Source organism: Nocardioides koreensis, from assembly GCF_039531775.1.
GTDB lineage: Bacteria > Actinomycetota > Actinomycetes > Propionibacteriales > Nocardioidaceae > Nocardioides > Nocardioides koreensis.
Window position 1 is genome coordinate 20,253 of record NZ_BAAAQR010000005.1, and the last position, 22,739, is coordinate 42,991.

The 22,739-nt window shown below is 70.8% G+C and carries 27 protein-coding genes and 1 tRNA gene; 10 read left to right on the top strand and 18 right to left on the bottom strand.

What is annotated here, in order from left to right; all coding sequences use genetic code 11:
- Positions 1 to 68: 68 nt before the first annotated feature.
- The 4 genes from ABD268_RS09775 to ABD268_RS09790 all read right to left on the bottom strand — a co-directional run bounded on the left by ABD268_RS09775 (position 69) and on the right by ABD268_RS09790 (position 3,023).
- Positions 69 to 1,688, bottom strand: a complete 1,620-nt coding sequence (locus tag ABD268_RS09775; RefSeq protein ID WP_344150750.1) for a DEAD/DEAH box helicase — start codon at positions 1,686 to 1,688, stop codon at positions 69 to 71.
- 242 nt (positions 1,689 to 1,930) lie between these two features.
- A tRNA-Gly gene (locus ABD268_RS09780) sits at positions 1,931 to 2,004 on the bottom strand.
- A 224-nt stretch (positions 2,005 to 2,228) separates the two neighbouring features.
- Positions 2,229 to 2,432 (bottom strand): hypothetical protein, encoded by a 204-nt coding sequence (locus tag ABD268_RS09785; RefSeq protein WP_344150753.1) that lies wholly within the window; start codon positions 2,430 to 2,432, stop codon positions 2,229 to 2,231.
- Positions 2,433 to 2,582: 150 nt separating this feature from the next.
- A complete protein-coding gene (locus tag ABD268_RS09790; protein WP_344150756.1) occupies positions 2,583 to 3,023 on the bottom strand; it encodes a DUF4268 domain-containing protein in 441 nt (146 codons plus the stop codon).
- A 236-nt stretch (positions 3,024 to 3,259) separates the two neighbouring features.
- Between ABD268_RS09790 and ABD268_RS09795 the strand changes: the two genes are divergently transcribed.
- A complete protein-coding gene (locus ABD268_RS09795; RefSeq protein ID WP_344150759.1) occupies positions 3,260 to 3,982 on the top strand; it encodes a DinB family protein in 723 nt (240 codons plus the stop codon).
- A 140-nt stretch (positions 3,983 to 4,122) separates the two neighbouring features.
- Positions 4,123 to 4,326 (top strand): cold-shock protein, encoded by a 204-nt coding sequence (locus tag ABD268_RS09800; protein WP_344150762.1) that lies wholly within the window; start codon positions 4,123 to 4,125, stop codon positions 4,324 to 4,326.
- A gap of 152 nt (positions 4,327 to 4,478) precedes the next feature.
- Here the strand turns inward: ABD268_RS09800 and ABD268_RS09805 are convergent, their stop codons facing one another.
- Both ABD268_RS09805 and ABD268_RS09810 read right to left on the bottom strand, forming a co-directional pair.
- Positions 4,479 to 4,745 carry a hypothetical protein gene (locus tag ABD268_RS09805; RefSeq protein WP_344150765.1) on the bottom strand — a complete coding sequence of 89 codons (267 nt, stop codon included), beginning with the start codon at positions 4,743 to 4,745 and terminating at the stop codon, positions 4,479 to 4,481.
- Positions 4,746 to 4,911: 166 nt separating this feature from the next.
- Positions 4,912 to 5,181: a hypothetical protein gene (locus ABD268_RS09810; RefSeq protein WP_344150768.1), complete on the bottom strand. Its 270-nt coding sequence runs from the start codon at positions 5,179 to 5,181 to the stop codon at positions 4,912 to 4,914.
- 196 nt (positions 5,182 to 5,377) lie between these two features.
- On the opposite strand from ABD268_RS09810, the gene ABD268_RS09815 reads away from it, so the two are divergent.
- Positions 5,378 to 6,109, top strand: a complete 732-nt coding sequence (locus ABD268_RS09815) for a DUF4386 domain-containing protein (RefSeq protein ID WP_344150771.1) — start codon at positions 5,378 to 5,380, stop codon at positions 6,107 to 6,109.
- Positions 6,110 to 6,278: 169 nt separating this feature from the next.
- On the opposite strand, the gene ABD268_RS09820 is transcribed toward ABD268_RS09815, so the two are convergent.
- From ABD268_RS09820 to ABD268_RS09835, 4 genes are all read right to left on the bottom strand, one after another.
- Entirely contained in the window at positions 6,279 to 6,575 is a 297-nt protein-coding gene (locus ABD268_RS09820) for a putative quinol monooxygenase (RefSeq protein WP_344150774.1), read from the bottom strand.
- 288 nt (positions 6,576 to 6,863) lie between these two features.
- Complete coding sequence (locus tag ABD268_RS09825; protein ID WP_344150777.1) at positions 6,864 to 8,024, bottom strand: fatty acid desaturase family protein; 1,161 nt, start codon at positions 8,022 to 8,024, stop codon at positions 6,864 to 6,866.
- A 57-nt stretch (positions 8,025 to 8,081) separates the two neighbouring features.
- The gene (locus ABD268_RS09830; RefSeq protein WP_344150780.1) at positions 8,082 to 8,213 is read right to left on the bottom strand and encodes a hypothetical protein; all 132 of its coding nucleotides are present in this window, start codon (positions 8,211 to 8,213) and stop codon (positions 8,082 to 8,084) included.
- 37 nt (positions 8,214 to 8,250) lie between these two features.
- Positions 8,251 to 9,201 carry a formylglycine-generating enzyme family protein gene (locus ABD268_RS09835; RefSeq protein WP_344150782.1) on the bottom strand — a complete coding sequence of 317 codons (951 nt, stop codon included), beginning with the start codon at positions 9,199 to 9,201 and terminating at the stop codon, positions 8,251 to 8,253.
- A gap of 165 nt (positions 9,202 to 9,366) precedes the next feature.
- On the opposite strand from ABD268_RS09835, the gene ABD268_RS09840 reads away from it, so the two are divergent.
- The 7 genes from ABD268_RS09840 to ABD268_RS09870 all read left to right on the top strand — a co-directional run bounded on the left by ABD268_RS09840 (position 9,367) and on the right by ABD268_RS09870 (position 17,488).
- Entirely contained in the window at positions 9,367 to 11,721 is a 2,355-nt protein-coding gene (locus tag ABD268_RS09840) for an arylsulfatase (protein WP_344150784.1), read from the top strand.
- Positions 11,722 to 11,940: 219 nt separating this feature from the next.
- Positions 11,941 to 14,292 carry a carbamoyltransferase HypF gene (hypF, locus tag ABD268_RS09845; protein WP_344150787.1) on the top strand — a complete coding sequence of 784 codons (2,352 nt, stop codon included), beginning with the start codon at positions 11,941 to 11,943 and terminating at the stop codon, positions 14,290 to 14,292.
- Positions 14,283 to 14,603 carry a HypC/HybG/HupF family hydrogenase formation chaperone gene (locus tag ABD268_RS09850; RefSeq protein WP_344150792.1) on the top strand — a complete coding sequence of 107 codons (321 nt, stop codon included), beginning with the start codon at positions 14,283 to 14,285 and terminating at the stop codon, positions 14,601 to 14,603. The genes hypF and ABD268_RS09850 overlap by 10 nt, the downstream gene beginning before the upstream one ends.
- A complete protein-coding gene (gene hypD, locus ABD268_RS09855) occupies positions 14,600 to 15,730 on the top strand; it encodes a hydrogenase formation protein HypD (RefSeq protein ID WP_344150795.1) in 1,131 nt (376 codons plus the stop codon). The genes ABD268_RS09850 and hypD overlap by 4 nt, the downstream gene beginning before the upstream one ends.
- Complete coding sequence (gene hypE / locus ABD268_RS09860) at positions 15,723 to 16,826, top strand: hydrogenase expression/formation protein HypE (RefSeq protein WP_344150798.1); 1,104 nt, start codon at positions 15,723 to 15,725, stop codon at positions 16,824 to 16,826. The genes hypD and hypE overlap by 8 nt, the downstream gene beginning before the upstream one ends.
- 1 nt (position 16,827) lies before the next feature.
- Positions 16,828 to 17,106 carry a muconolactone Delta-isomerase family protein gene (locus ABD268_RS09865; protein WP_344150801.1) on the top strand — a complete coding sequence of 93 codons (279 nt, stop codon included), beginning with the start codon at positions 16,828 to 16,830 and terminating at the stop codon, positions 17,104 to 17,106.
- A complete protein-coding gene (locus tag ABD268_RS09870) occupies positions 17,096 to 17,488 on the top strand; it encodes a helix-turn-helix domain-containing protein (protein WP_344150804.1) in 393 nt (130 codons plus the stop codon). Before ABD268_RS09865 ends, ABD268_RS09870 begins: the two co-directional genes overlap by 11 nt.
- A 15-nt stretch (positions 17,489 to 17,503) precedes the next feature.
- Here the strand turns inward: ABD268_RS09870 and ABD268_RS22815 are convergent, their stop codons facing one another.
- The 8 genes from ABD268_RS22815 to ABD268_RS09905 are packed head-to-tail and all read right to left on the bottom strand — an operon-like array spanning position 17,504 to position 22,735.
- Complete coding sequence (locus ABD268_RS22815) at positions 17,504 to 17,605, bottom strand: DUF6893 family small protein (protein WP_425573707.1); 102 nt, start codon at positions 17,603 to 17,605, stop codon at positions 17,504 to 17,506.
- Positions 17,602 to 18,111 carry a hydrogenase maturation protease gene (locus ABD268_RS09875; protein WP_344150807.1) on the bottom strand — a complete coding sequence of 170 codons (510 nt, stop codon included), beginning with the start codon at positions 18,109 to 18,111 and terminating at the stop codon, positions 17,602 to 17,604. The genes ABD268_RS22815 and ABD268_RS09875 overlap by 4 nt, the downstream gene beginning before the upstream one ends.
- Positions 18,111 to 19,478 carry a hypothetical protein gene (locus tag ABD268_RS09880; RefSeq protein WP_344150810.1) on the bottom strand — a complete coding sequence of 456 codons (1,368 nt, stop codon included), beginning with the start codon at positions 19,476 to 19,478 and terminating at the stop codon, positions 18,111 to 18,113. Before ABD268_RS09880 ends, ABD268_RS09875 begins: the two co-directional genes overlap by 1 nt.
- A complete protein-coding gene (locus ABD268_RS09885) occupies positions 19,475 to 20,149 on the bottom strand; it encodes a DUF6084 family protein (protein WP_344150813.1) in 675 nt (224 codons plus the stop codon). Before ABD268_RS09885 ends, ABD268_RS09880 begins: the two co-directional genes overlap by 4 nt.
- A complete protein-coding gene (locus ABD268_RS09890; protein ID WP_344150816.1) occupies positions 20,146 to 20,781 on the bottom strand; it encodes a DUF5947 family protein in 636 nt (211 codons plus the stop codon). Before ABD268_RS09890 ends, ABD268_RS09885 begins: the two co-directional genes overlap by 4 nt.
- A 16-nt stretch (positions 20,782 to 20,797) precedes the next feature.
- A complete protein-coding gene (locus tag ABD268_RS09895) occupies positions 20,798 to 21,667 on the bottom strand; it encodes a NifU family protein (RefSeq protein ID WP_344150818.1) in 870 nt (289 codons plus the stop codon).
- Positions 21,645 to 22,397, bottom strand: coding sequence for a hydrogenase nickel incorporation protein HypB (gene hypB, locus ABD268_RS09900; protein WP_344150821.1), 753 nt, complete (start codon positions 22,395 to 22,397; stop codon positions 21,645 to 21,647). Before hypB ends, ABD268_RS09895 begins: the two co-directional genes overlap by 23 nt.
- Entirely contained in the window at positions 22,388 to 22,735 is a 348-nt protein-coding gene (locus tag ABD268_RS09905) for a hydrogenase maturation nickel metallochaperone HypA/HybF (RefSeq protein ID WP_344150824.1), read from the bottom strand. The genes hypB and ABD268_RS09905 overlap by 10 nt, the downstream gene beginning before the upstream one ends.
- Between the last annotated feature and the right edge of the window lie 4 nt (positions 22,736 to 22,739).

A 22,739-nucleotide genomic window follows, 5' to 3' on the forward strand; every position in this document is an offset into this window, starting at 1 on the left:
CGGCAAGGATCGCACTGTCGGGCGCGGAGAACGCGCGACCCCGGTCCTGGTCGTGGCCCGAGCGTCGGTCAGGTGCCGTCCTCGCTGAGGGTCGTGGGCGGCAGCCAGTCAGCCCCGAGGAGCTGGGCGAGGTCGGCGAGACCGGTGGTGTCGCTTCCCACCGTGTCGGAGGCTGCGGCGATCCGCTCCACCATCACCTTGCCGACCTGCTCCTCGACCGTGCCCTCGGCGTACGCGATGTGCCACGGTGAGACCTGGTGGTCGCGGTGGGTGCGGCCGGTCACCTGCCGTCCGGCGATTCCCGAGAAGCGGGCCTGGTGGAAGACGCCGACCCGCGGCTCGGTGCTCGCCCGGCGGCCGTCGGCGAGGGTCTCGCCGGCGTGCAGGCTGATCGACGCGACCGTGGTGAACACGCAGACCTTCGCCTGCCCGGTCTGGAACCGGAGCCGCTCGGCCTCGGAGTCGAACCGGCCGCGGCCGTAGATCGTGGCCACTTCGATGCCGGTGTCACGCAGCCGGTCGGCGATCGGGTCGGCGGCGGTCGCGACGAACTCGACCGAGCAGGCCACCTGTCGCTCGGCCTGGACCTGCTGGGCGATCCAGGCGACCGTCGAGTCGACACGGATCAGCCCGGCCTTCTGCCGGAAGCGCAGCAGCGCGGCCCGGCCCTTCGCGACACTGCGGCCACGTCGCGCGATTTCCATCTCCCGACAGAACTCCCCCCACTCGGCCTCGTACGCAGTCCGCTCCGCCGGCGTGAGCGCCACCGGCATTCCGGAGATCGGCACCGGCCCCCACGGCGCGGCGCGGTGCAGCATCGCCGGGGGCCGCTCGTCGGCGAGCCAGCCACGCACCAGCTTGAGGTCCGCGGCGCGCCGCGCCGCGTCGGTGGTCCATGTCGCCCCGTAGCGCCCCTGCTCCACCCCGACGCCGTGGCGTTCGAGCGCGGTGGCAAACGCGGCCCCGGGCTGCGCCGCCGACGTCCACTCCTGCATCGGCTCGCCGAGCACCTGCGCATATGCCGGAGCGAGGTAGGGCAGCTCCAGCGGCGTGTGTCCGGGCGTCGCGGTCGTCGCGATGACGAACGGCGCCTTGTCGTGTGGCCGCCCATGCCCCGAGATCCGTGCCCAGTGCTTCCACCGCTTCGTCGTCGTACGTCGCAGCGCGTGGGCCTCGTCCGCGATGATCACGTCCCACGTGTGGTCCTTGACCTTCTCCAGCCGGTCCCACGTGATCACGACCCATTCCAGACCCCCGTCGCCCAACGCCGTGATCGTGCGGCACCAGTGGCCGATCGTGATCGCGGCGGGCCGGTCGGCCACGACGAGCACCCGTCGCGCCCCGCGGAGGTCGCCCACCGCCGTCGCCCCGAGGACCGCGGCGATCGTCTTGCCTACGCCGGGCTCGTCGGCCAGCAGGAACTGCCGTCCGCCCGCCGCGGCGCGCGCCGCGATCGCATCGGCCGCTTCGAACTGGATCCTCCGGGGCTCGAGCGCGTCGGTCGGCTCTGGGCTGGGCGTCGGGTTGCCGGGGTTGAGGGTGTTCTCGATGAACCGACCGAGCGTGTACGGCCCCGCCGCGTAGGGCGTGAGGTGCGCGGGCAAAGCGGGCCCGACGTACAGGTGGGTCTTGACGGCCGGGTGCCAGGTGGCGCCATCGACCTGTGTCCCGTAGGGGACGTCGAGCACCCACAGCCGCTCGCCCGGCCCGGCGGCCGGCAACGGCCGCTGTCGCGTCCCGCTCCGGCGCGGTGACGCGCTGCGTCGACGAGCACTGGATGGACGACGACCGGGCATCCCCGGACGCTATCGGGGTCTCCCTCTCGAAGAGCGCCGCCTCGCCCACGTCCGCTCGTGGGGACGTGAGCCCACAACGCCGGTCTGTGTCAGCGGGGAGATCACAGCGGCTGCCGGGCTCCGGCTTCGGCAGATGGAGCGGACGCGAGGATTTGAACCTCGACTCCTTCCCTGGAAGGGAAGCGTGCTGCAACTACACCACGTCCGCGAAGCCAGCCTCTGACGAGCCTGACGCACTCGTAGTATGGACCAGCAGACTGCGAGCGGGCGGAGTGGGTCGGATCGTGACGGCAAGCAGAGGTAGGCCGTTGACACGACATGACGGTCAGGAAGTCGTGGATGCTCCCGAGACCGGCGGATGGCGTGCGGCCTTCAGCCCGATTCTCGCAACGAAATACCGCCGTTCGGTGCCCCGGCGGAGCCCGAAATAAGTCACTGCCGCTTCTGAATCAGTACGACGTAGGCCAAAGCGACGCCCAGGCCTGCAACGATCGGACCGAACGACTGGGCGATGCCCGAGGCTGCGAAAGTCCAGATCGCCCCGAGGACAATCATTGCCAGCGCGACCAGCGACCACAGGATCTTCATCGCGACGTTCGGGCTGCCGTAGCGGTTCCCCAGATCTGGCTTGTTCATCGCGGCAAGGCTAGCCCGGTCAGCTACATCCAACCGCCGTCGCGCGCCTGATCAGTCCCCGATGGCCACGTCGATCACCGGCCTTGCGTCCGGCTCGCGGCTAGTCGACGATTCCGGTAGGACCTACGCCTTGGCGGCCGCCAGAAGCGCTCAGGTTGTCGACTCGAGGGTCGCGCGGATCCGCTGTGTCACGGGACGGAACTTCGCCATGGTTGAGACGAACCAGTCGAGGAACTCGCCGCGTGAGTCAGCGTCTAGTACGTCGCCATGAAGCCGGTCGATATGGATGCGGCACGCCTTCTTGCCGGGAAGCGGGTCGAACTGAATCGACCCACCGAACCCGTCGTCCAGCAGCTGGCGGTGCTCGGTGAACCGCTCGAACTCCGCCAGGTTTGCCGCGGCATCCGGACCGCCAAAATACAACTCAACGCGAGGGCCAGTGCTCGTGAACGCCATCCCGTACCAGGTGGTAGATGTGCCATACGGCAAGGTGATCCAAGACTGTGTCGAGCCTGCCGTCGATCTGGTCCACGTTGGATACTCGGCGCGGATTTTGGCGAGCATTTCGCTCCAGGACTCCTGATACGCCAAGGATTTCAGAAAGAGTGTGACTGCTCAGGCTCTCCGCATTGGATTCCATCGGGTTCCTCTCGAACGCCAATCCGTCTCGCCCACGCTGTCACGTTCGAATGGCGTTGACGCGGGAACGCGCCAGTCCCGTCGGCTGAGTGAGGCGTCCTGCAGGGGGCGGTATGGCGCAGGTTGCGGAGCGCCCTCTCCGCGGCTAGATCCGGTCGCGTGTGTGCCGTGCGTTCTAGCCTGTCTGAATGCGACGCTTTGACGACGAGGACCTGACCACGGCGGAGTTCCGCGAATGCGACCTGAGTGGGGCGCGAATGGTCGGTGTTGTCATGCAGAACGTTGAGATCGACGGCCTCGTCACCAACCTCAAGGTCAACGGTGTCGAGGTGATGCCGTACGTCGAGGCGGAGCTCGACCGCCGCCACCCGGTGCGGCTGCTCATCCGCTCCGATGAGCCGGGTGACCTGCGAAAGGCGTGGCGACAGCTGAGGGATGACTGGGCCACGACACTCGAGCGAGTCCGGTCCATGCCCGAGGGCAGTGAGCATCAGGGTGTCGACGGCGAGTGGTCGATGGTCGAGACCCTGCGGCACCTGGTCTTCGTGCACGACTCGTGGTTCCGGCGCTGCGTGCTTGGGCTGACCGAGCCGTTCACGGCGATGGGACTGGCAACTCCGTTCGTGCCGGATCAGGAGGAGCTGGGTCTCGACCAGTCGGCCCGGCCGGGTCTCGACGAAGTGCTCCTCGTGCGCAACCGGCAGGCGTCGGAGATCGAGGCGTGGCTGGCCGAGGTCACACCCGAACAACTCTCACAGCCCGCGCCGGTCCCGGACGACGACAGATGGCCGCCGTATGCCAAGGGCCGACGCGTGCAGCAATGCCTCGTCACTGTGCTCAACGAGGAACGGGAACACCACGGTTTCTGCATGCGCGACCTGGACAAGTTGTCGCGGCGGGGGGCCTTGTAGAACGTCTCGAACCATCACCGCACACGATGTCGCGGCTCGTATCTCGTACCCCTGGTCTTCGGTTCGCTGGACATCAGCACAGGTGGATGTCTTCAGCAGCTCGAGGGCACAATGCCCCGACACGAAACAAGGGAACGATCATGGCTCAGGGAACCGTCAAGTGGTTCAACGCCGAAAAGGGTTTCGGCTTCATCGCGCAGGATGGCGGCGGCGAGGACGTATTCGTCCACTACTCCGCTATTCAGTCCGGCGGCTACAAGTCGCTCGACGAGAACCAGAAGGTCGAGTTCGACCTCGCCCAGGGCCCCAAGGGCCCGCAGGCTGAGAACGTCCGCGTCTCCTGATTTCACCACGAAGAGCCCCGACCCGCATGTGCGGTCGGGGCTCTTCGTGCGTTGGTTCGGGACCGCGCGTCCAAGCGGCGGAAGGACGCACCTGTCGGAACCGCACTCAACGCGGCTGTCCGGATGAACGAACGACGACCAGCGCGTGGCGATCAGTCGCGCGTGAGTCCCCGGGCGCGAGCCTGCAGGACGAGCGCACACACGACCATGGGGACGACTGCGAACCAGTAACTGCCCGGGAAGTCCGGGGTGTCGGCCCACATCGCCGAATAGATCCAAGACCCCATCATCAGGAGAACCTCGGCCGCTGAAGCGGCCAGCAACGCGAACGCGAACGCGAACGCCGAGAGGACGCGAGCCGCCACCAGCTTCGTGTTCTCGGTCTGAGCCACGTGAAGTTCGGTCGTTCTGTCTGCCATGGATCCTTCTCGGGGTATCTGCATAGCTGGGACTTCTCTGGCCAGGGGCACGCAGAGTATCCCCGTCCCAGGACGCCGCATCGATATAAACGACGCCGACAGGCCTGGCGCAGATCGCAGAAGCGGACGCTATGCCGGGCCCGAACAGGGGCATGAGAGTCCGGGATCAGCAGCCGACCCAGTCCGGCCGTCCACTCTCGTGGAAGGCACCGTTGGAGTCGGTCCAAGAGACATCGAGCGGGACCGACACGTCCCACCCGTCGTTCAGCGTGCATCCGATCTGCGCCTGCAGCGCAAGACACCTGACTTCCTCGGTCGCTACCCGCGAGCGACCCGCCCTGAACCCGACGAAGGCGACCGCCACAAGCAACAGGACGAGACCCAGGACTGCCCAGCGATACCGAACCAGCACCTCACCTAACGCTGTCGTCGCCATGAGCGGAGTGTGGCAGCCCGGCGCGCCCTGCGTCCGCTCATCGGCTATGAGCGGATGGGTCGACGCGACCCGCAGGCGGCGTATAGACGCACCTCCGGTTGTGCCAGCGGCAGCTGCTACCCGATTCGGGCGATGTAAGTCACCCGCTTCGGCTTGCGACTATGGCTTCTACCGCCTGCCAGGAGGAGAGTCGATCATGGACTTGCGCCGGACCGGCCGAATCTTCGGATGGCTGTTCATTGGGACCTTCGTTACGAGCATTCCCGCGCGTCTTCTCTTCATCGACGGGGCGGGTGCAAGCTGGACGAACATGCGATTCGTCGCCGCAGATGCCTCCTCCACGAGTCTGAAGTGGGGTGCGCTTCTCGAGTTCGGCCTGATCGTCACTCAGCTCGGGACGGCTCTTGTGTTGTATCCGATCGCTCGTAGGCAGAGCGAGACGATCGCGCTCAGCTACGTGACCGCCCGCACCATGGAGTCAGTATTTGCCGCCATCGGCCTCGTCAGCATGCTCTCGCTGGTATCGGTCATCAGCGCCATGAACGGGGCGAGCGGCATCGAGGCGGTCGCGCTCCAGGCCCAGGGCGACAGCCTCGCGCACACCTACGAGTGGGCCTTCGAGTGGGGGCCCGGACTCGTGGCCGGCATCGGGAACGGGTTGCTGCTCGGCTACCTCATGTACACCTCTGCCCTCGTGCCCCCGCGGCTGGCCCTGTTGGGTCTGATCGGCGGCTCGATACTGATCCTGTCCTTCCTGATGATCCTGGCTGGGGTCTACAAGAACGGCGAGGGACCCTCGGGCCTGCTGACGCTCCCGGAGGCCGCCTGGGAGCTCTCGCTCGGCATCTACTGCGCCTGGAAGGGATTCCGTTCGTCGAGCCCACTGGCCGAACGGGTCCGCAAGAGCGAGGCGCTCCTACCCGGCTGACGGCGCAGGACGACTCACACGTGGCGCTTTGACCGGTCTCACCATCGCGAGCATCGTGCGACCGATGCCGCGCCGTAGGCCGGCGCCCATGGGAGCGGTGGCGCGGCGGAGCCGCAGAAGGAGGCGGACACGGCGGAAAGACGCACGTTCCAGAACGCGCGGATCGGGGCTACTTGACCGCGAGCACGTCGATCGGCTTGATGTCGGCGGCGGCCGCCAGCAGGTCCGAGCCGACTTCCTGGAGCGCCGCCGGGATCTGGCCGTTCACGTGTGCCTCGCGCGCCTCCTCGCTCTCGAAGGTGTCGAAGATCCCGTATGTCGTGTCGTCGAGTCGGAATGCGTACCAGTTGACGGTGCCCGCTTCTTGTGCGGCCAGCTCGCGGCCCTGCTTCAGGAACGCACCGAGCTCGTCGCCCTTGCCGGGCTTGGCATTCAAGATCGCGAGCAGCCCTCGGTCGACGGTCATGGGATGGGTCCTTTCGTCGGGATGTACTCGACGCTACGACCGCAGTGGTCGTAGGCAGGCGTTACCGCTGATCACACCCGGCGGCCCGCCGGCGCGTTCGGCTCCTGCGTCGACCTTTGAATACCCCCACCGTCGCGCGCCTCGGCGTACCGCGAGCCATACCTGGAGCGACGCCCCGATCCGACACCTCGACCACGCCGAGGACCACGCCCACGGTGGCCCCACCGACGCCGTGTACGGCCAGGGGCTCGGCGAGACCTGCAGGCCGCCGGCCCGGGTCGACATCGCCTACCGAACCGCGGGGGTGCGCAACAGCTCGGTGACCCGGCTGTGCGCGTTCCTCCAGGTGGTGCGGGTCAGCCAGTCGTTGGGCAGGGAGAGTCGGAGCACCTTGTGCCAGGCGCTGGCGACCTGCTGCGGCAGCGGGGCGCTGTGATACCGCAGCTCGAAGCGATCGAAGAGCTCGCGCACCCGCGGCGCGATCTGCCGGTACCTGTTGGACGGCAGGTCCGGGAACAGGTGGTGCTCGATCTGGTGGGAGAGGTTCCCGCTGAGCAGGTGGACCAGAGAGGGCCCCGAGATGTTGGCCGAGCCCAGCATCTGGCGCAGGTACCACTCGCCGCGAGTCTCATCGGGATCGAGGTCGTCGTGCTCGAAGGTCTCGACGCCCTCAGGGAAGTGGCCACACATGATCACCGAGTGGCTCCACACGTTTCGGACCAGGCCTGCGGTGAGGTTGGCGGTCAGCGTGGAGCGGAACCCCGGCCCGGACAGCGCGGGGTGGACGAGGTAGTCCTTCATCGCCTGGCGGCGCACCTTGCGCAGGGTCTTGCCCAGACGGCTCCTGAGCTCGGGGGTGACCCCGCGCTTCTGCCGCAGGGTCTCACCGAGATCGAGGTCGTACATCGCGATGCCGTACTCGAAGATGCAGGCGTTGACGAGGTTCCACAGCGGCTGCGCCAGATGACGGCGCTGCCAGGGCTGGTCCTCGTCGACCCGCATGATGCCGTAGCCGAGGTCGTTGTCCTTGCCCAGGATGTTGGTGTAGCGGTGATGCGTCTCGTTGTGCGTGCGCTTCCACTCCGAGGCCGGCGTGGCGTGGTCCCACTCCCATGTCGTCGAGTGGATCTTCGGATCGCGCATCCAGTCCCACTGGCCGTGCAGGACGTTGTGGCCGATCTCCATGTTGTCCAGGATCTTGGCCAGCGCCAGCCCGAGGGTGCCCAGGATCCAGGCCGGCCGGTGGCGGGAGAACAGGAGGACCACCCGGCTGCCCAGCTCCAGCGCGCGCTGCGCGCCGATGAGTCGCCGGATGTACCGCGCGTCGATGGCGCCCCGGCAGTCGATGACGTCCTGCCTGATCCTGTCGAGCTCGATCGACAGCTGCTCGATGTCGTCGGCCGACAGGTGACCGATGGGGTCGACCCGTCTTCTCTCCACTGCGGTCACCCGGCGTCCGTACCCGCCTCGGGACGACTCACGCCCACTCGCCTCCCGGGTTGGGGGTCAGGCACGGCCGCGGCGCTGGCGCACCTTGGCGATGGCGCCGTTGATCCGAGCCTTGTTCTCCGGCTTGCGCGACTCGTCGTACAGCTTCTTGGCGATCCCGGCGATGGCGGCGACTCTCATCAGCTTCATGGCTCCTCGTACCGCCTCCGGGCCTGCGACATGCGCCTCATCGGTCGAGACGCCTGACACAGCGAAAGCCCATGTGGCTGGTCGAGCTGTCCAAGGTCTGCGGTTGACGGGCTGCGGGCCGGTACCTCAGGCAGTAGCTGGGGGCGCACAGGTGGGAGCCGCCCTTGATGACGTTGCGGACCGGCGACGTCTGTCTCTCGGCCTCGTGCCCCTGGCCCTCGATCGAGGATCGCCCGGAAGGCCCGCAGCACTGATGGCCGGAAGACCTGCTCGCGCCGCTGGCCATGGCGTGGTCCTGCGTGAAGCGGTCGGCGGTCCACTCCCAGACGTTCCCGCACACGTCGACGAGGCCGTAGCCGTTGGGAGGGAACGCCCCGACGGGCGAGGTGCGCTCATAGCCGTCGGTCCGGAGGTTCTCGTGCGGGAACCTCCCGTGCCAGGTGTTGGCCATGATCCGGCCGTCCACCAGGAAGTCGTCTCCCCAGGCGTACGTCGCCGCGTCGAGGCCGCCGCGGGCGGCGTACTCCCACTCCGCCTCGGTGGGGAGTGCCTTTCCGGCCCACGAGGCGTAGGCCACCGCGTCGAGGTGGGAGACGTGCGTGACCGGGTGCAGCTCGCGGCCGTGCAACGTGGACCCCGGACCCTCGGGGTGGCGCCACTGCGCCCCGGGAACCCACGACCACCAGGCCCGGAAGTCATCCAGCGACACCGGGTGGCCCGGCGGCGTGAAGACCAGCGAGCCCGGCACCAGCTGGTCCGGCGACGCCTCCGGATAGTCCTCCGGGTCGGGTGGAACCTCGGCGGTGGTGACGTGCCCGGTGTCCTTGACGAACCGCCGGAACTCGGCGTTGGTCACCGGATGGACGTCGATCCAGAATCCACCGACCTCTCGCCGGTGCACGGGGCCTTCCTCGGCGTAGTGGTCGGCGGAGCCCATCGTGAACTCGCCGCCGGGGATCCACGCCATGTTCTTCGGTCCGAACGACACGTTCAATCGTGACACGTCCCTGGCCCGGGTGATCTCGTCTCGACGGGGTGATGCCAGGACCGTGGCGGAGTGCGCAGAGTGGCGGATCGAGGCGATGTCCGCCTGGCGTGCTCGCATGAGCCCGTCAGCAGTCCCTGGGTGACCCATGACGCAACGGAGGAACCGATGGCCAAGCCATTCGCCGGCAAGATCGCCCTCGACATCCGGGACTCCGAGCCGGACTGGGCACCGTACGTCGCGCCGAAGGCCCCCGAGCACGCCCCCAACGTGCTGCTGATCGCGTGGGACGACGTGGGCTACGGGACGATGGACGTGTTCGGAGGACCCGTGGAGACGCCCACGATGCGCCGCATCGCGGACGCCGGGGTGCGGTACTCCAACTTCCACACGACGGCGCTGTGCTCGCCGACCCGGGCCTCCCTGCTGACCGGACGCAACGCCACCTCGAACGGCATGGCCACGATCGCGGAGTTCAGCTCGGGGTTCCCGGGGATCTCGACCCGGATCCCGTTCGAGAACGGGTTCGTCTCGGAGGTGCTCGCCGAGCGCGGCTACAACACCTACTGCGTCGGCAAGTGGCATCTCACGCCCGGCGAGGAGACCAGCATGGCCGCGTTCAAGGGACGCTGGCCGCTGGGCCGGGGTTTCGAGCGGTTCTACGGGTTCCTCGGTGGGGAGTCGAGCTGCTGGTACCCGGACCTCGTCCACGACAACCACCAGACCGATCCGCCGGCCACGCCCGAGGAGGGCTACCACATCGCGAAGGACCTCTCCGACCGCGCGATCCAGTTCATCGGCGACGCCAAGGTGGTCGAGCCCGACAAGCCGTTCTTCATGTACCTCTCGCTCGATGCCGCGCACGCCCCGCACCACGTCTTCCGGGAGTGGGCGGACCGGTACCAGGGCCGGTTCGACCAGGGCTACGAGGCCATCCGCTCGGAGATCCTGGAGCGCCAGAAGGAGCTCGGCATGATGCCGGCGGACACCGAGCTGTCCGGCATCAACCCCCACGGCGAGCCCGCGGCCACCGGCCCGGACGGCCAGCCCTGGCCGATGCTCGACACCGTCCGCCCCTGGGACTCGCTGAGCCCGGACGAGCGGCGGCTCTTCGCACGGATGGCCGAGGTCTTCGCCGGCTACGTCTCCTACACCGACGACCAGGTGGGCCGGGTCATCAGCTTCCTGGAGGAGTCCGGCCAGCTCGACAACACCCTCGTCATCGTCGTCTCCGACAACGGGGCGAGCGGCGAGGGCGGCCCGAACGGCACGTTCAACGAGTGGCGCTTCTTCAACGGCCTCGACACGCCCACGGAGCTGTCCCTGGAGCACATCGACGACCTCGGCGGGCCCTCGTCGTACAACCACTACAACACCGGGTGGGCGTGGGCGTTCGACACCCCGTTCCCCTACTGGAAGCGCTGGGCCGGGTACGAGGGCGGTGTCGCGGACATGTGCGTGGTCTCCTGGCCCGCGAGGATCCCGGCCCAACCAGACGTCCGGCACCAGTACATCCACGCCGTCGACGTGGTCCCCACGATCTACGACCTCCTCGACGTGGAACCGCCCGCCGTGATCAAGGGCCATCCACAGAGCCCGATCGAGGGCGAGAGCTTCGCCTCGTCGCTGACCGACGCCGGCGTGCCGGGCAAGGCGACCCAGTTCTACGCGATGCTCGGACAGCGCTCGATCTACCACGACGGGTGGCTGGCGTGCACCGTGCACCCGCCGCTGAGCGGGTGGGGCAGGTTCGAGAACGACGTGTGGGAGCTGTACGACCTGGTCCACGACCGCGCCCAGGCGCACGATCTCGCCGAGCAGGAGCCGGCCCGCCTGGAGACCATGAAGAGCCTCTGGTTCTACAACGCGGGCATCTACCACGGGCTGCCTCTCGACGACCGGACCGCCCTCGAGCAGACGCTGGCCGAGCGCCCGCACGGCACGCCCCCGCGGGATCGCTACGTCTACTACCCGGACTGCGCCTCGGTCCCCGAGCAGTCCGGCGTGCTGATCGGCGGCCGCTCCTACACGCTGGCAGCCGGGGTCGAGGTGGACAGCACCGACGCCGAGGGCGTCCTGTACGCGCACGGCGGCGTGGCCGGCGGGCACAGCCTGTACGTGAAGGACCGGCGGCTGCACTACGTCTTCAACTGGGTCGGGACCCACCTCCAGACCGTGCAGGCGGACCGGGACATCCCGGTCGGCAAGCACCTGTTCACCGCCGACTTCACCGCCAAGGGTCGCAGCGACGACCCGGCCATGCCCGGTGCCGCCGGCACCGTCACGCTGTTCATCGACGACGAGCCGGTCGGCAGTCGGGACATCGTCACCCAGCCCGGACTGTTCTGCGCGGTCGGGGACGGCATCTGTGTCGGCCGCGACGACGCCTCACCGGTCACTCCGGACTACACCGCACCGTTCCGCTTCACCGGGGGCCGGATCGAGAAGGTCGTCGTCGACGTCTCCGGCGACCGCTTCATCGACCACGAGGCCCAGGTCCGAGGCTGGTTCCTCCTGGACTGACTGTCGTCCCCGATGGGGGACCCGTCATCCGAGTCGGGTAGGCGAGGACGACGAGCACTGGCGCCCGGACTCGCCGAGTCGTAGATTGCTGGAAAGCCAGACAACCTGGCCGACCGACCAGCCACCGACTGCCTCGTCGGCCCGGCGGACCCGAACGGGGAGGGTTCCCGGCCCCCGGACCACCCGACAGCCGCGCACCACGGGGATGCGACGTGCCAGATGACGGGCCCGACCGGACTCACTGACCGCCTCAGGCGACGGGTCACCCTGCGCGGGGTCGTGCAGGGCGTCGGCTTCCGCCCCCACGTCTACTCGCTCGCCCGCTCCCTCGACCTGGCCGGTGCCGTCCGGAACACCGCCGACGGGGTGGTGGTCGAGGTCGAGGGCCGCGCCGCCGACGTCGACGCCTTCTGCGACCGGGTGGCCGCGGAGGCGCCCCCACTGGCGGTCGTCACCGACGTGTCGGTCGGCGACCTGCCCACGTCCGGCGGCACCTCGTTCACCATCGGGGACTCCGAGCGGTCCCCCGGCCGCACGTTCGTCTCCCCCGACGTGACCATCTGCGACGACTGCCTCGAGGACCTCGTGGACCCGGGGAACCGCCGCCACCGCCACCCGTTCGTCACGTGCACGAACTGCGGGCCCCGCTTCACCATCACCACGGGCCTCCCCTACGACCGGCCCACCACCACCATGGCCGGCTTCGCCCTGTGCGCCGCCTGCGCCGAGGAGTACGCCGACCCGGCCGACCGGCGGTTCCACGCGCAGACGGTGTGCTGCCCCGGGTGCGGCCCCCGACTGTCCCTGGCGCGGCCCGGCCGCGACACGACGTACGACGAGGCGGCGCTGGCGGAGGCGCGCAGCCTGGTCGCCGCCGGGGCGGTCCTCGCGGTCAAGGGCATCGGCGGCTACCACCTCGTCTGCGACGCCACCAGCGAGCCCGCGGTGAGCACGCTGCGCAAGCGCAAGCAGCGCGGCGACAAGGCCTTCGCGCTCATGGTCCGCACGCTCGAGGACGCCCGGGGCCTGGTCGCCCTGGACGCCGCGGAGGCCGACCTGCTGGCGAGCCGGGCGCGCCCCATCGTCCTCGCGGCGCGTCGTCCGGACGCCGCGGTCGCTGCGGCCGTCGCCCCCGGCAGCCGCGACCTCGGGGTGATGCTGCCCTACACGCCCCTGCACCACCTGCTCCTCGGCCTGCCCGGGGACGCCCCCGGACCGGCGGCGCTGGTGATGACCAGCGGGAACCTCGCGGGCGAGCCCATCGTGATCGACGACCGGCAGGCGCGGCGGCGGCTGGCCACCCTCGCCGACGCCTGGCTCGCGCACGACCGCCGGATCCACGTGCCGTGCGACGACTCCGTCAGCCGGGTCGTCGCCGGGCTCGAGTCCCCGGTCCGCCGGTCGCGTGGACAGGCGCCGCTGCCACTCGACCTGCCCTTCGAGGCCCCGGCGGCCCTCGCGGTGGGCGGCGACCTGAAGAACACCTTCTGTCTCGCCGAGGGCCGGCTGGCCTGGATGTCCGGCCACGTCGGCGACATGGACGACCTCACCACGATCGACGCCTTCACCGGCGCCACGGAGCACCTCCAGCGGCTCACCGGTGTCGCTCCGGTCGCGCTCGCGGCTGACCGGCACCCGGCGTACCGGTCCCGCCAGTGGGCCCGGGCGCACGCCGACGGCCGCGACGTCCTCGAGGTCCAGCACCACCACGCGCACGTGGCCTCGACCATGGCCGAGCACGGGGTGCCGTCCGGGGTCCGGGTGCTCGGCGTCGCCTTCGACGGCACGGGGTACGGCGACGACGGTGCGGCGTGGGGCGGGGAGTTCCTGGTCGCGGACTACGCGTCGTACGAGCGGCCCTCCCACCTCGGCTACGTCCCGCTCCCCGGCGGCGACGCCGGCGTCCGCAACCCCTGCCGGATGGCGCTCGCCCACCTGCGCGCCGCCGGCGTCGACTGGGACGACCGGCTGCCCTGCGTCCGGGCCTGCGCCGACGACGAGCTGGCCCTGCTGCAGCGGCAGCTCGAGACCGGGCTGCGGTGCGTGCCGACCTCGAGCATGGGCCGGCTCTTCGACGCCGTCGCCTCGATCGCCGGCATCCGCCACCGGATCGGCTACGACGCCCAGGCGGCGATGGAGGTCGAGTCGCTCGCCCGCACGGCCGACGGCTCCCGCGGCTACCGGTTCGGCCTCGACGGGGAGACCGTCGACCCGGGCCCGGTGGTCGCCGCGGCGGTGTCCGACGTGCTCGCCGGCGTGGAGCCGGCCGTCGTCGCCGCCCGGTTCCAGCAGGGCGTGGTCGACCTCGTGGTGGCGGTGCTCGACCGGCTCCGCGAGGCGACCGGGCTCGACCGGGCGACCCTCAGCGGCGGGGTGTTCCTCAACGCGGCACTCACCGCCGGGTGCGCCCGCGCCCTCGACGACGCGGGCTTCGAGGTGCTCCGGCACCACCGGGTCCCGGCCAGCGACGCCGGGCTCGCCCTCGGCCAGATCGCGGTGCTCGCGCACCGCACCAGCTCGTCCGACAGGCAGCGACCCACGCTGCCGGAACAGGAGACGCCATGTGCCTAGCCGTCCCGGGACAGGTCCTGGAGATCACCGAGCGCGACGGGACACGGATCGCGCAGGTGGACTTCGGCGGGGTCACCAAGGAGGTCTGCCTGGAGTACGTCCCCGACCTCCAGGTGGGCGAGTACACGATCGTGCACGTCGGGTTCGCCCTGCAGCGGCTCGACGAGCAGTCCGCCCTCGAGACGCTCGAGATCTTCCGGCAGATGGGTGAGCTCGACGCCGAGTTCGGGGACCACTGGGGCAGAGCCGCCGAGCAGGCCGGACTCCCCCGACCCGACCAGGACATCTCCCAGCAAGGAGGAGCGCTGTGAAGTACCTCGACGAGTTCCAGGACCCCGCGCTGGCCGAGCGGCTGCTCGACGACATCCGGGCCACCGTCACCCAGCCCTGGGCGATGATGGAGGTCTGCGGCGGGCAGACCCACTCGATCATCCGGCACGGGCTGGACCAGCTGCTGCCGGAGGGCATCGAGCTCATCCACGGCCCCGGCTGCCCGGTCTGCGTCACCCCGCTGGAGGTGATCGACAAGGCGCTCGAGATCGCGGCGCGGCCCGACGTCATCTTCTGCTCCTTCGGCGACATGCTGCGGGTCCCCGGCAGCGAGAAGGACCTCTTCCGGGTCAAGAGCGCCGGGGGCGACGTCCGGGTCGTCTACTCCCCGCTGGACGCGCTCAACCTGGCCCGCGAGAACCCGGACCGGCAGGTGGTCTTCTTCGGCATCGGCTTCGAGACGACCGCACCGCCCAACGCGATGACCGTCTACCAGGCCAAGAAGCTCGGCATCGAGAACTTCAGCCTCCTGGTCAGCCACGTCCGGGTGCCGCCCGCGATCGAGGCGATCATGACCTCGCCGGTCTGCCGGGTGCAGGCGTTCCTCGCCGCCGGTCACGTGTGCACCGTGATGGGGATGGGTGAGTACCCCGGCCTCGCCGAGCGGTTCGGCGTACCCATCGTGGTGACCGGGTTCGAGCCGCTGGACATCCTGGAGGGGATCCGGCGCTCGGTGCACCAGCTCGAGGAGGGGCGGCACGAGGTCGAGAACGCCTACCCCCGGGTCGTGGCAGCCGACGGCAATCCGGTGGCCATCAAGATGCTCGAGGACGTCTTCGAGGTGGTCGACCGGTCCTGGCGTGGCATCGGGATGATCCCGCAGAGCGGCTGGCGGCTCTCCGAGCGCTATCGCGAGTACGACGCCGAGGATCGTTTCCGGGTCGGGGACATCCACACCCAGGAGTCCACGGTCTGCCGCAGCGGCGAGGTGCTGCAGGGGCTGATCAAGCCGCACGAGTGCTCGGCGTTCGGCACGCTGTGCACCCCGCGCAACCCGCTCGGGGCGACCATGGTGTCCAGCGAGGGCGCGTGCGCGGCGTACTACCTCTACCGGCGGATGCAGCTGCCCGCCTCCGGGGACGCCCGGGAGGTGAGCTCCGTTGGCTGAGCCCTTGACCCTCCAGGACATCCGGGGCGCCGAGGCACCCGGGGACGAGCCCAGCTTCGAGGGCTGGACCTGCCCGCTGCCGCTGCGGGACAGCCCCACCATCGTGATGGGCCACGGCGGCGGCGGCGCGATGTCCGGCGAGCTGGTCGAGCACGTCTTCCTGCCGAGCTTCGCCGACGCGTCGCTGGCGCAGCTCGGCGACTCCGCCGTGCTCGAGCTGCACGGCGGCCGGATGGCCTTCTCGACCGACTCCTTCGTCGTGCGCCCGCTCTTCTTCCCCGGCGGCTGCATCGGCGACCTGGCGGTGAACGGGACCGTGAACGACCTGGCGATGAGCGGCGCACAGGCGCTGTTCCTCTCGGCGGCGTTCATCCTCGAGGAGGGCACCGACGTCACCCGGGTGGGCGCGGTCGCGCAGCGGATGGGCGCGGCGGCGACGCAGGCGGGTGTCCGGATCGTCACCGGCGACACCAAGGTGGTGGAGTCCGGCCACGGCGACGGGGTCTACATCAACACGGCCGGGATCGGCGTGGTGCCCGAGGGCGTCGACATCCGCCCCGACCGTGCCGAGCCGGGCGACGTGGTCATCATCAGCGGCCACATCGGGGTCCACGGGATCGCCATCATGAGCGTCCGCGAGGGACTCGAGTTCGGCACCGAGGTGCTCAGCGACAGCCAGCCGCTGGGCGGCCTGGTCGCGGCGATGCTGGCGGTCACCCGGGACCTGCACGTGCTCCGCGACCCGACCCGCGGCGGGGTGGCGACCTCCCTCAACGAGATCGCCAGGTCCTCCGGCGTCGGCATCAGTCTCGACGAGCGCAGCCTGCCGGTCCCCGAGGTGGTCGCCAACGCCTGCGCCTTCCTCGGCCTCGACCCGCTGCAGGTCGCGAACGAGGGCAAGCTCCTCGCCTTCGTGCCCCGCGAGCAGGCCGACGAGGTGCTCGCCGCGATGCGGGCCCATCCGTCCGGCTCGGACGCCGCGATCATCGGCGAGTGCGTCGAGGACCACCCGGGCATGGTGTCGGCGCGGACCGGCTTCGGTGCCGCCCGGGTCGTGGACCTGCCGATCGGCGAACAGCTCCCGCGGATCTGCTGACATGAAGTTCCTCGTCCTCTGGCAGCTCGAGCAGGCCCTGCTCTCGGACGCGATGGTGCGGGCCATCGCCCGCATGCCGGAGTACGGCGCGCGGCTCGAGCGCGAGGGCAAGGTGCTGATGAGGCAGCACATCGTCGGGGCGCACGGAGGCGCCTGGATCTACGACGTCGACTCGCACGAGGAGTTCGAGAGGCTCCTCGCGACGGCGCCCGTCTTCAACTTCGCGAGGTACACCCTCCACCCCCTCGCCGACATGACCGGAGGCGGAGATGACAGCTGAGGCGAGCCGGAGGCTCACGTCCTACGAGGAGCTGGGGGCGCACCGTCACCTGGTCGTCAGCGAACGGCTGCGGCTGCGCCGGCGCGAGCTCGGCCTGACCCAGAAGGAGGTGGTGAGCCGGCTGCGCCGGATCGGGGTGGCCACCACCAACAAGGCGCTGTCCAGCCTGGAGCACGGCGCCGGGCTGGACGTCGGGAAGCTCCCGGAGATCGCCCGCGCGCTCGAGTGCTCGCTGACCTACCTCGTGGGGCTCACCGACGACCCCACCAGCTGGGAGCCGGACTACGAGCACTGGCCCGGGCGGCGGCGCACCGTCCCGCGACCGGCCGCCGCCCGCGCGGCACCGTCCGGGGTGCCCCGGATCCTCGGCCCGCTCGGGTGAGGGCCCGGCCGACCCTCACATCCGGCGGATGGCCAGGTAGCGCTTGATGTCGGGCATCGACGCGGCGACGACCGCGGCGGCACCCGCCCCGACGAGCAGCAGGAACAGCTTCCTCACGTCATCCTCCTCAGCTCCCGGTCGACCACCCGGCAGACCAGCTCTGCAGCGGGCTCCACGGCCGCCCGCACCTCCCCGGTGAGGCCGATCCCCTCCTCCAGCGAGCCCGGCTGGCAGCCCACCACGACGATCCGGTCCACCGACCCGCCCAGCGTCGGGACCAGGGTCATCACCCCGCCCGGCGAGAGGTCGTGCGCGTCGAGCATCACCTCGGGCAGCGGGTCCTGACCGTCCCGACTCGACGACAGGTCGGGCTCGATGACGTAGAGGGTCCCGGCCGGCCCGTCCTGCTGGGCCACCGTGTCGACCAGGACCAGCACGTCGTACCCGTTCAGGAGCTCGTAGACGAGGTGCACCGAGCGGATCCCGAAGTCCTCGACCCGCACCTCCTCCGGCAGGCCCTGCCCGCGCGATGTCCGACCTCTCAGGGCCGCCGCCACCTCGGTGCCGAAGCCGTCGTCACCCAGGAAGATGTTGCCCACGCAGGCGACCAGCACGCGCGCCATCAGCCACCCACCCCCGACGGTGGTTCCTGGGTAGGCGACGAAGGAGCCGTGTCGAAGGGCTCGACCTCGTCGGGCGCGAAGTAGAGGAACCGGCCGTGCGCGGCCTTGAGGTCCGAGCCGGGGTCGTCGTCGACGGTGACGGCGAGGTGCTGGTGGCCGTCGACGTCGTGCAGCACGGCGGCCACCGTGGCGGGACGCCCGGCGAGGAACAGGTCGTGGGCATCCGCCCGGCGCGCGCCGGGCCGCAGCAGCACCCGGCTGCCGCGCCGGACCTCGACCGGACCGATCCGGACCGCGTCGTGCTCGGGGTCGACCGAGCCGTCCGACCCCGGGTCCCACCAGGGCACGTCCGGTGGCGCCGCGGGCTCGGTGACTCCGGCGGTCATCGCGTCGACGTACCGCACCGTCCCGTGCAGTCGCTCCCACAGCTCGGGGGGCATGTCGTCGACTTCGCGCAGCAGCGCCGCGGTCCGCGGGTCGGTGCCGCGGACCTCGCGCTTCTCCTCCTCCGACAGCGTCATGGTGCGCAGGCTCAGCAGCTCGTCGATCTCGAGGGCGTCGAAGAACGAGGTCTCGCTCTGCGGCGCCAGCTCGGGGTGGTCGTAGAGGATGATCGGCGAGGCGAGCACGACGTGCGCCTGGCCGACGGGGCCGGCCAGGACCGGGAAGAGGCCGTCGTTCACGCACTCCCCCACCAGGCCCGAGGCCCACTCCGCCGGCTCGAGCTGAGAGACGAACGACGCGTCGGGGCTCTCGAGCAACAGGTGGCAGGCGACCAGGGCGCGCCGCAGCCACGCCGGCCGGTCCGGCGCCGGGGTCGCCGGCGCGCCGGTCGCGTTCGCGACCCGCACCGACACCAGCCGCACCGGGTACGGCGAGACCGGGCGGACCGTCGAGACGTCGACCCGGACCCGCAGCGGCTCACGCACGCGGACCAGTCGTCCGGCGCCGTCCGGCAGCTCCTCGGTGGTGGTACCGCCGGGCACGTCCACCGTCGTCGACAGGCCCGCGTCGAGGGGCACGTCGAGCGCCACCTCCTGCTCGCGCGCCTCGTCCCAGGGGACGTACGTCGCGTCCCCGGCGTCGAGCCGGTCGACCCGCTCGCCGTCGGGGCCCTCGACGTACCGCTGCTGGACCTGGAGGAAGCGCACCGTCACCCGTAGCGAGGGGTCGCGCCCGTCGAGGACGACGTCGGTGCGGCAGCCCGCGCGCTCCGAGGGGTCCGCCGCGACCGCGTCCTCGGGCATCAGCACACCCCACTGCCAGCGCACCTGGTTCTTCGACGAGGAGGCGCGGTACGGGTAGAGCACGTAGCCCTCGTAGAGCACCGCGTCGGCCACCGCGCGCGCCGCGTCGAGCCCGCTCATGGCCCGTCCGGCTCACCGTCGAGCAGGCGGGCGACCACGTCGTCCCAACCCAGCAGGCCGTGCCGGCCCCGGTACTCCGCCAGCCGGTCGTACGTCGACCGGTGCACCCGCAGCCAGGCCTGGTCGGGAAAGTGCGCGTCCATCGCCTCGCGCCAGACCGCGACCGGCAGCCGGGCCGTGGCCTCCTTGTGCCAGGGCACCGGCTGCACCGCGATCGAGCCCGGACCGCCGGTGAACACCTGGCCGCTGAAGAGCAGCAGCAGCGGCACCTCCCCCTGGTCGAGGCCGGCGAGGAACTTGTGCGCGGCGACGTCGACGTCGTAGCTCACCGGGAGCGCGAGGTCGAAGGAGCACTCACCGGTGAAGCCGGGCAGCACCTGCGCCAGGAACGCGAGCTGCAGCGGCTGCATGGTCCGGCCCCAGCGCGGCCGGTCGCCGAAGAGGTCGACGACGCGCGCCGCCTCGCGGTCGTCGTAGGAGCGACGCAGCGGCTCGATCCGGACCTGGCAGCGCAGGGCCAGCGCGTGGACGCGGACGCCGGAGCGCTCCTCGGCGCGCATCCGCAGCACCACCGTCGGCCCGGCGGCGTACCGGTCGGCGACCACGTCGCTGCAGGTGAAGTCGACGTCGACCGGGGCTGCCGGACGGGACGCCGGGCCGGGCGCGGTCATCGGGCGCCGTCCCGGGCGATGGGGGCTGCGCGCGCCTCGAGCGCGGCGAACCAGGCGTCGATGTCGCGCCAGACCTCGGGGCCGCCGCCGAGCCCGGTCCAGGAGCGCCGGACGATCCCGACGAGCTCGTAGCAGACGTCGATGGGGACCAGGTGGCAGGAGAACTCCCCGTCCTGGCGGCGCAGCAGCGCCCCCTCGACGTCGGTGCGGAGCCGGCCGAGCACGGGGTTCTCGCGGACGACGTCGACCCACGCGACCAGGTCGAGCAGGGACTCGGTGGCACCCGCCGGCCCGGGGTAGAACGCGAGCGTCTGCTCGGCGCCCGACTGCTCGAAGAAGAACGCAACGTCCACCGGGATCCGCAACGCGTCCCACCGGACGTCGTCGAGGACCAGGTCCGCAACGCGGAAGACCTCCTCGCCGACGCCCCGGTAGCGACCGCCGCCCGCTCCTTGCGGGGCGAAGAGCAGGTAGCAGGGCCGGCACACGCACAGCAGCCGGTGCTGGTCGACGTCGGCGACGTGCCCGTGCCGCTCCCCGATCCCGGCCGCGCAGAACTCGCAGCGCTCCTCGGCAGCCGGCGCGGCCGGCTTCGGGGCGCTGATCCGGCGCAGTGAGCCGAGCCCGCTCATCGGGGGCTCCCCCGGCTCATGCGACCACCCCGCCCGGTGCGGTCGCGGGCAGCGACACCTTCCAGGCCCCCCGTTCGGGCAGCAGCGGCAACGGGGTCAGGTGCTCCCCGCCCGGCACGAGCGCACGGCCGGCGAGTCGTACGTCGTACTCGTGCCGGGCGGGGCAGGTCAGCCGGTCGCCGGCGAGGGACCCCGCGGACAGCGCGGCCCCGCAGGCCGGGCACCGGTCCAGGTAGGCGACGAGGGTGCCGTCGAGGTTGGCGACCAGGACGGCGTGCCCGGCGACGTCGACCGCCGCCGTCGTGCGCGGGGGCACGTCGAGGTCCAGGTGCTCCCAGCCGGACCGGTCCGGCTCGGCGTGGGCGCGGAACGGCTCGATCTGCAGCAGCGCCGGCCCAGCCTCGACGCTCCCCTCGACCATGCCCTCGGCCTCGACCGCCACCACGTCGGGTGCGGCCACCAGGATGGCGTCCTCGATCGCGCTCCTCACGGTGAGCGCCGAGGAGGGGCAGCCGTCGCAGCTGCCCTCCAGCCGCAGGTGCACGACCCCGCGCTCGTCGACGCCCGACAGCGAGACGCCGCCGGCGTGCGAGCCGAGGTAGGGCCGGACCCGCTCGAGGGCCTGCTGGACCCGGGTGTCGACGTCGTCGGGATGCAGGTCGTGGAGCACCAGCAGGTTGCCGACCACCTCGTCGTCGGCGAGCCGGCGCACGGTGGCGTCGTCGACCGACCCGAGGATCCGGCCGAGCCCCTCGCCGTAGAGCGCCAGCACGCACTGCACCAGCTCCTCGACCCGCTCCATCACCGGCGCCGGCGCGCCGTTGCCGAGCTCGTCGAGCAGGGTGTCGATGCGCTCGCTGACCTCACGGACCGACAACCGCTCCATGGGGCTCTCCCTCCTCGAGGCCGGGCGCGAGCGAGTCGAGCCAGGCGTACCAGTCCCGGACCCGCTCCCCCGTCCGCACCGACAGCGGCAGGACCGTCACGTCCCGGTTGAGGCTGCGCGCCTGCTCGTGCAGGCGGGGCAGGTCGAAGTCGACGTAGGGCAGCAGGTCGATCTTGTTGACGACGACCAAGTCGGCGGCGGCGAACATCGTGGGGTACTTCAGCGGCTTGTCGTCGCCCTCGGTCACCGAGATCACGACCACCCGGGCGTGCTCGCCGACGTCGAAGAGCGCCGGGCAGACCAGGTTGCCGACGTTCTCGACGAAGAGCAGCGAGCCGGGCTCGGGGTCGAGGGCCTGCAGCGACCGGCCGACCATGTCGGCGTCGAGGTGGCAGCCGGAGCCGGTGTTGACCTGGATCGCGCGGGCGCCCGCCCGGGTGATCCGGTCGGCGTCGAAGGCCGTCTCCTGGTCACCCTCGACGACGCAGATCCGCCGGCCCTCGCCGAGCTCGGCGATGGTGCGCTCCAGCAGCGAGGTCTTGCCCGCACCGGGCGAGCTCATCAGGTTGACCGCGGTCATCCGGCGTACGGCGAGGAAGCCGCGCACGTGCTCGGCGAGGTGGTCGTTCTTGGCCAGCAACCGCTCCTCCAGCACGAGCGTCTCGTGGTCGTGCTGGTGGTCGTGGTCGTGGGCGCCGCTGCCGCCGCCGCACCCGCAGGTCAGGCACATGACGTCTCCCGGACCAGCTCGACGCGGGTCAGCGTCAGCTCCTGGCCGGCCACGATCGCGACGTCGGCGCTGCCGCAGCCGCACACCAGCAACAGGTCCTCGGTCGCCGACTCCGCTCCGCAGGTCCGGCACGAGATCCGCCCGGGCACGCGTTCGACCAGCAGGGCGGCTCCGTCCAGCGGCCCGCCGGACGTGACCACGTCGAAGCAGAACTCCATCGCCTCTGGCACCACCCCCGACAGCAGGCCGACCCGCACGTGGACCGCGCTGACCCGGCGGCCGGCGGTCGCGTCCGCGACCCGGTCGACGAGGCTCTGGGTGAGGGTGAGCTCGTGCACGGAC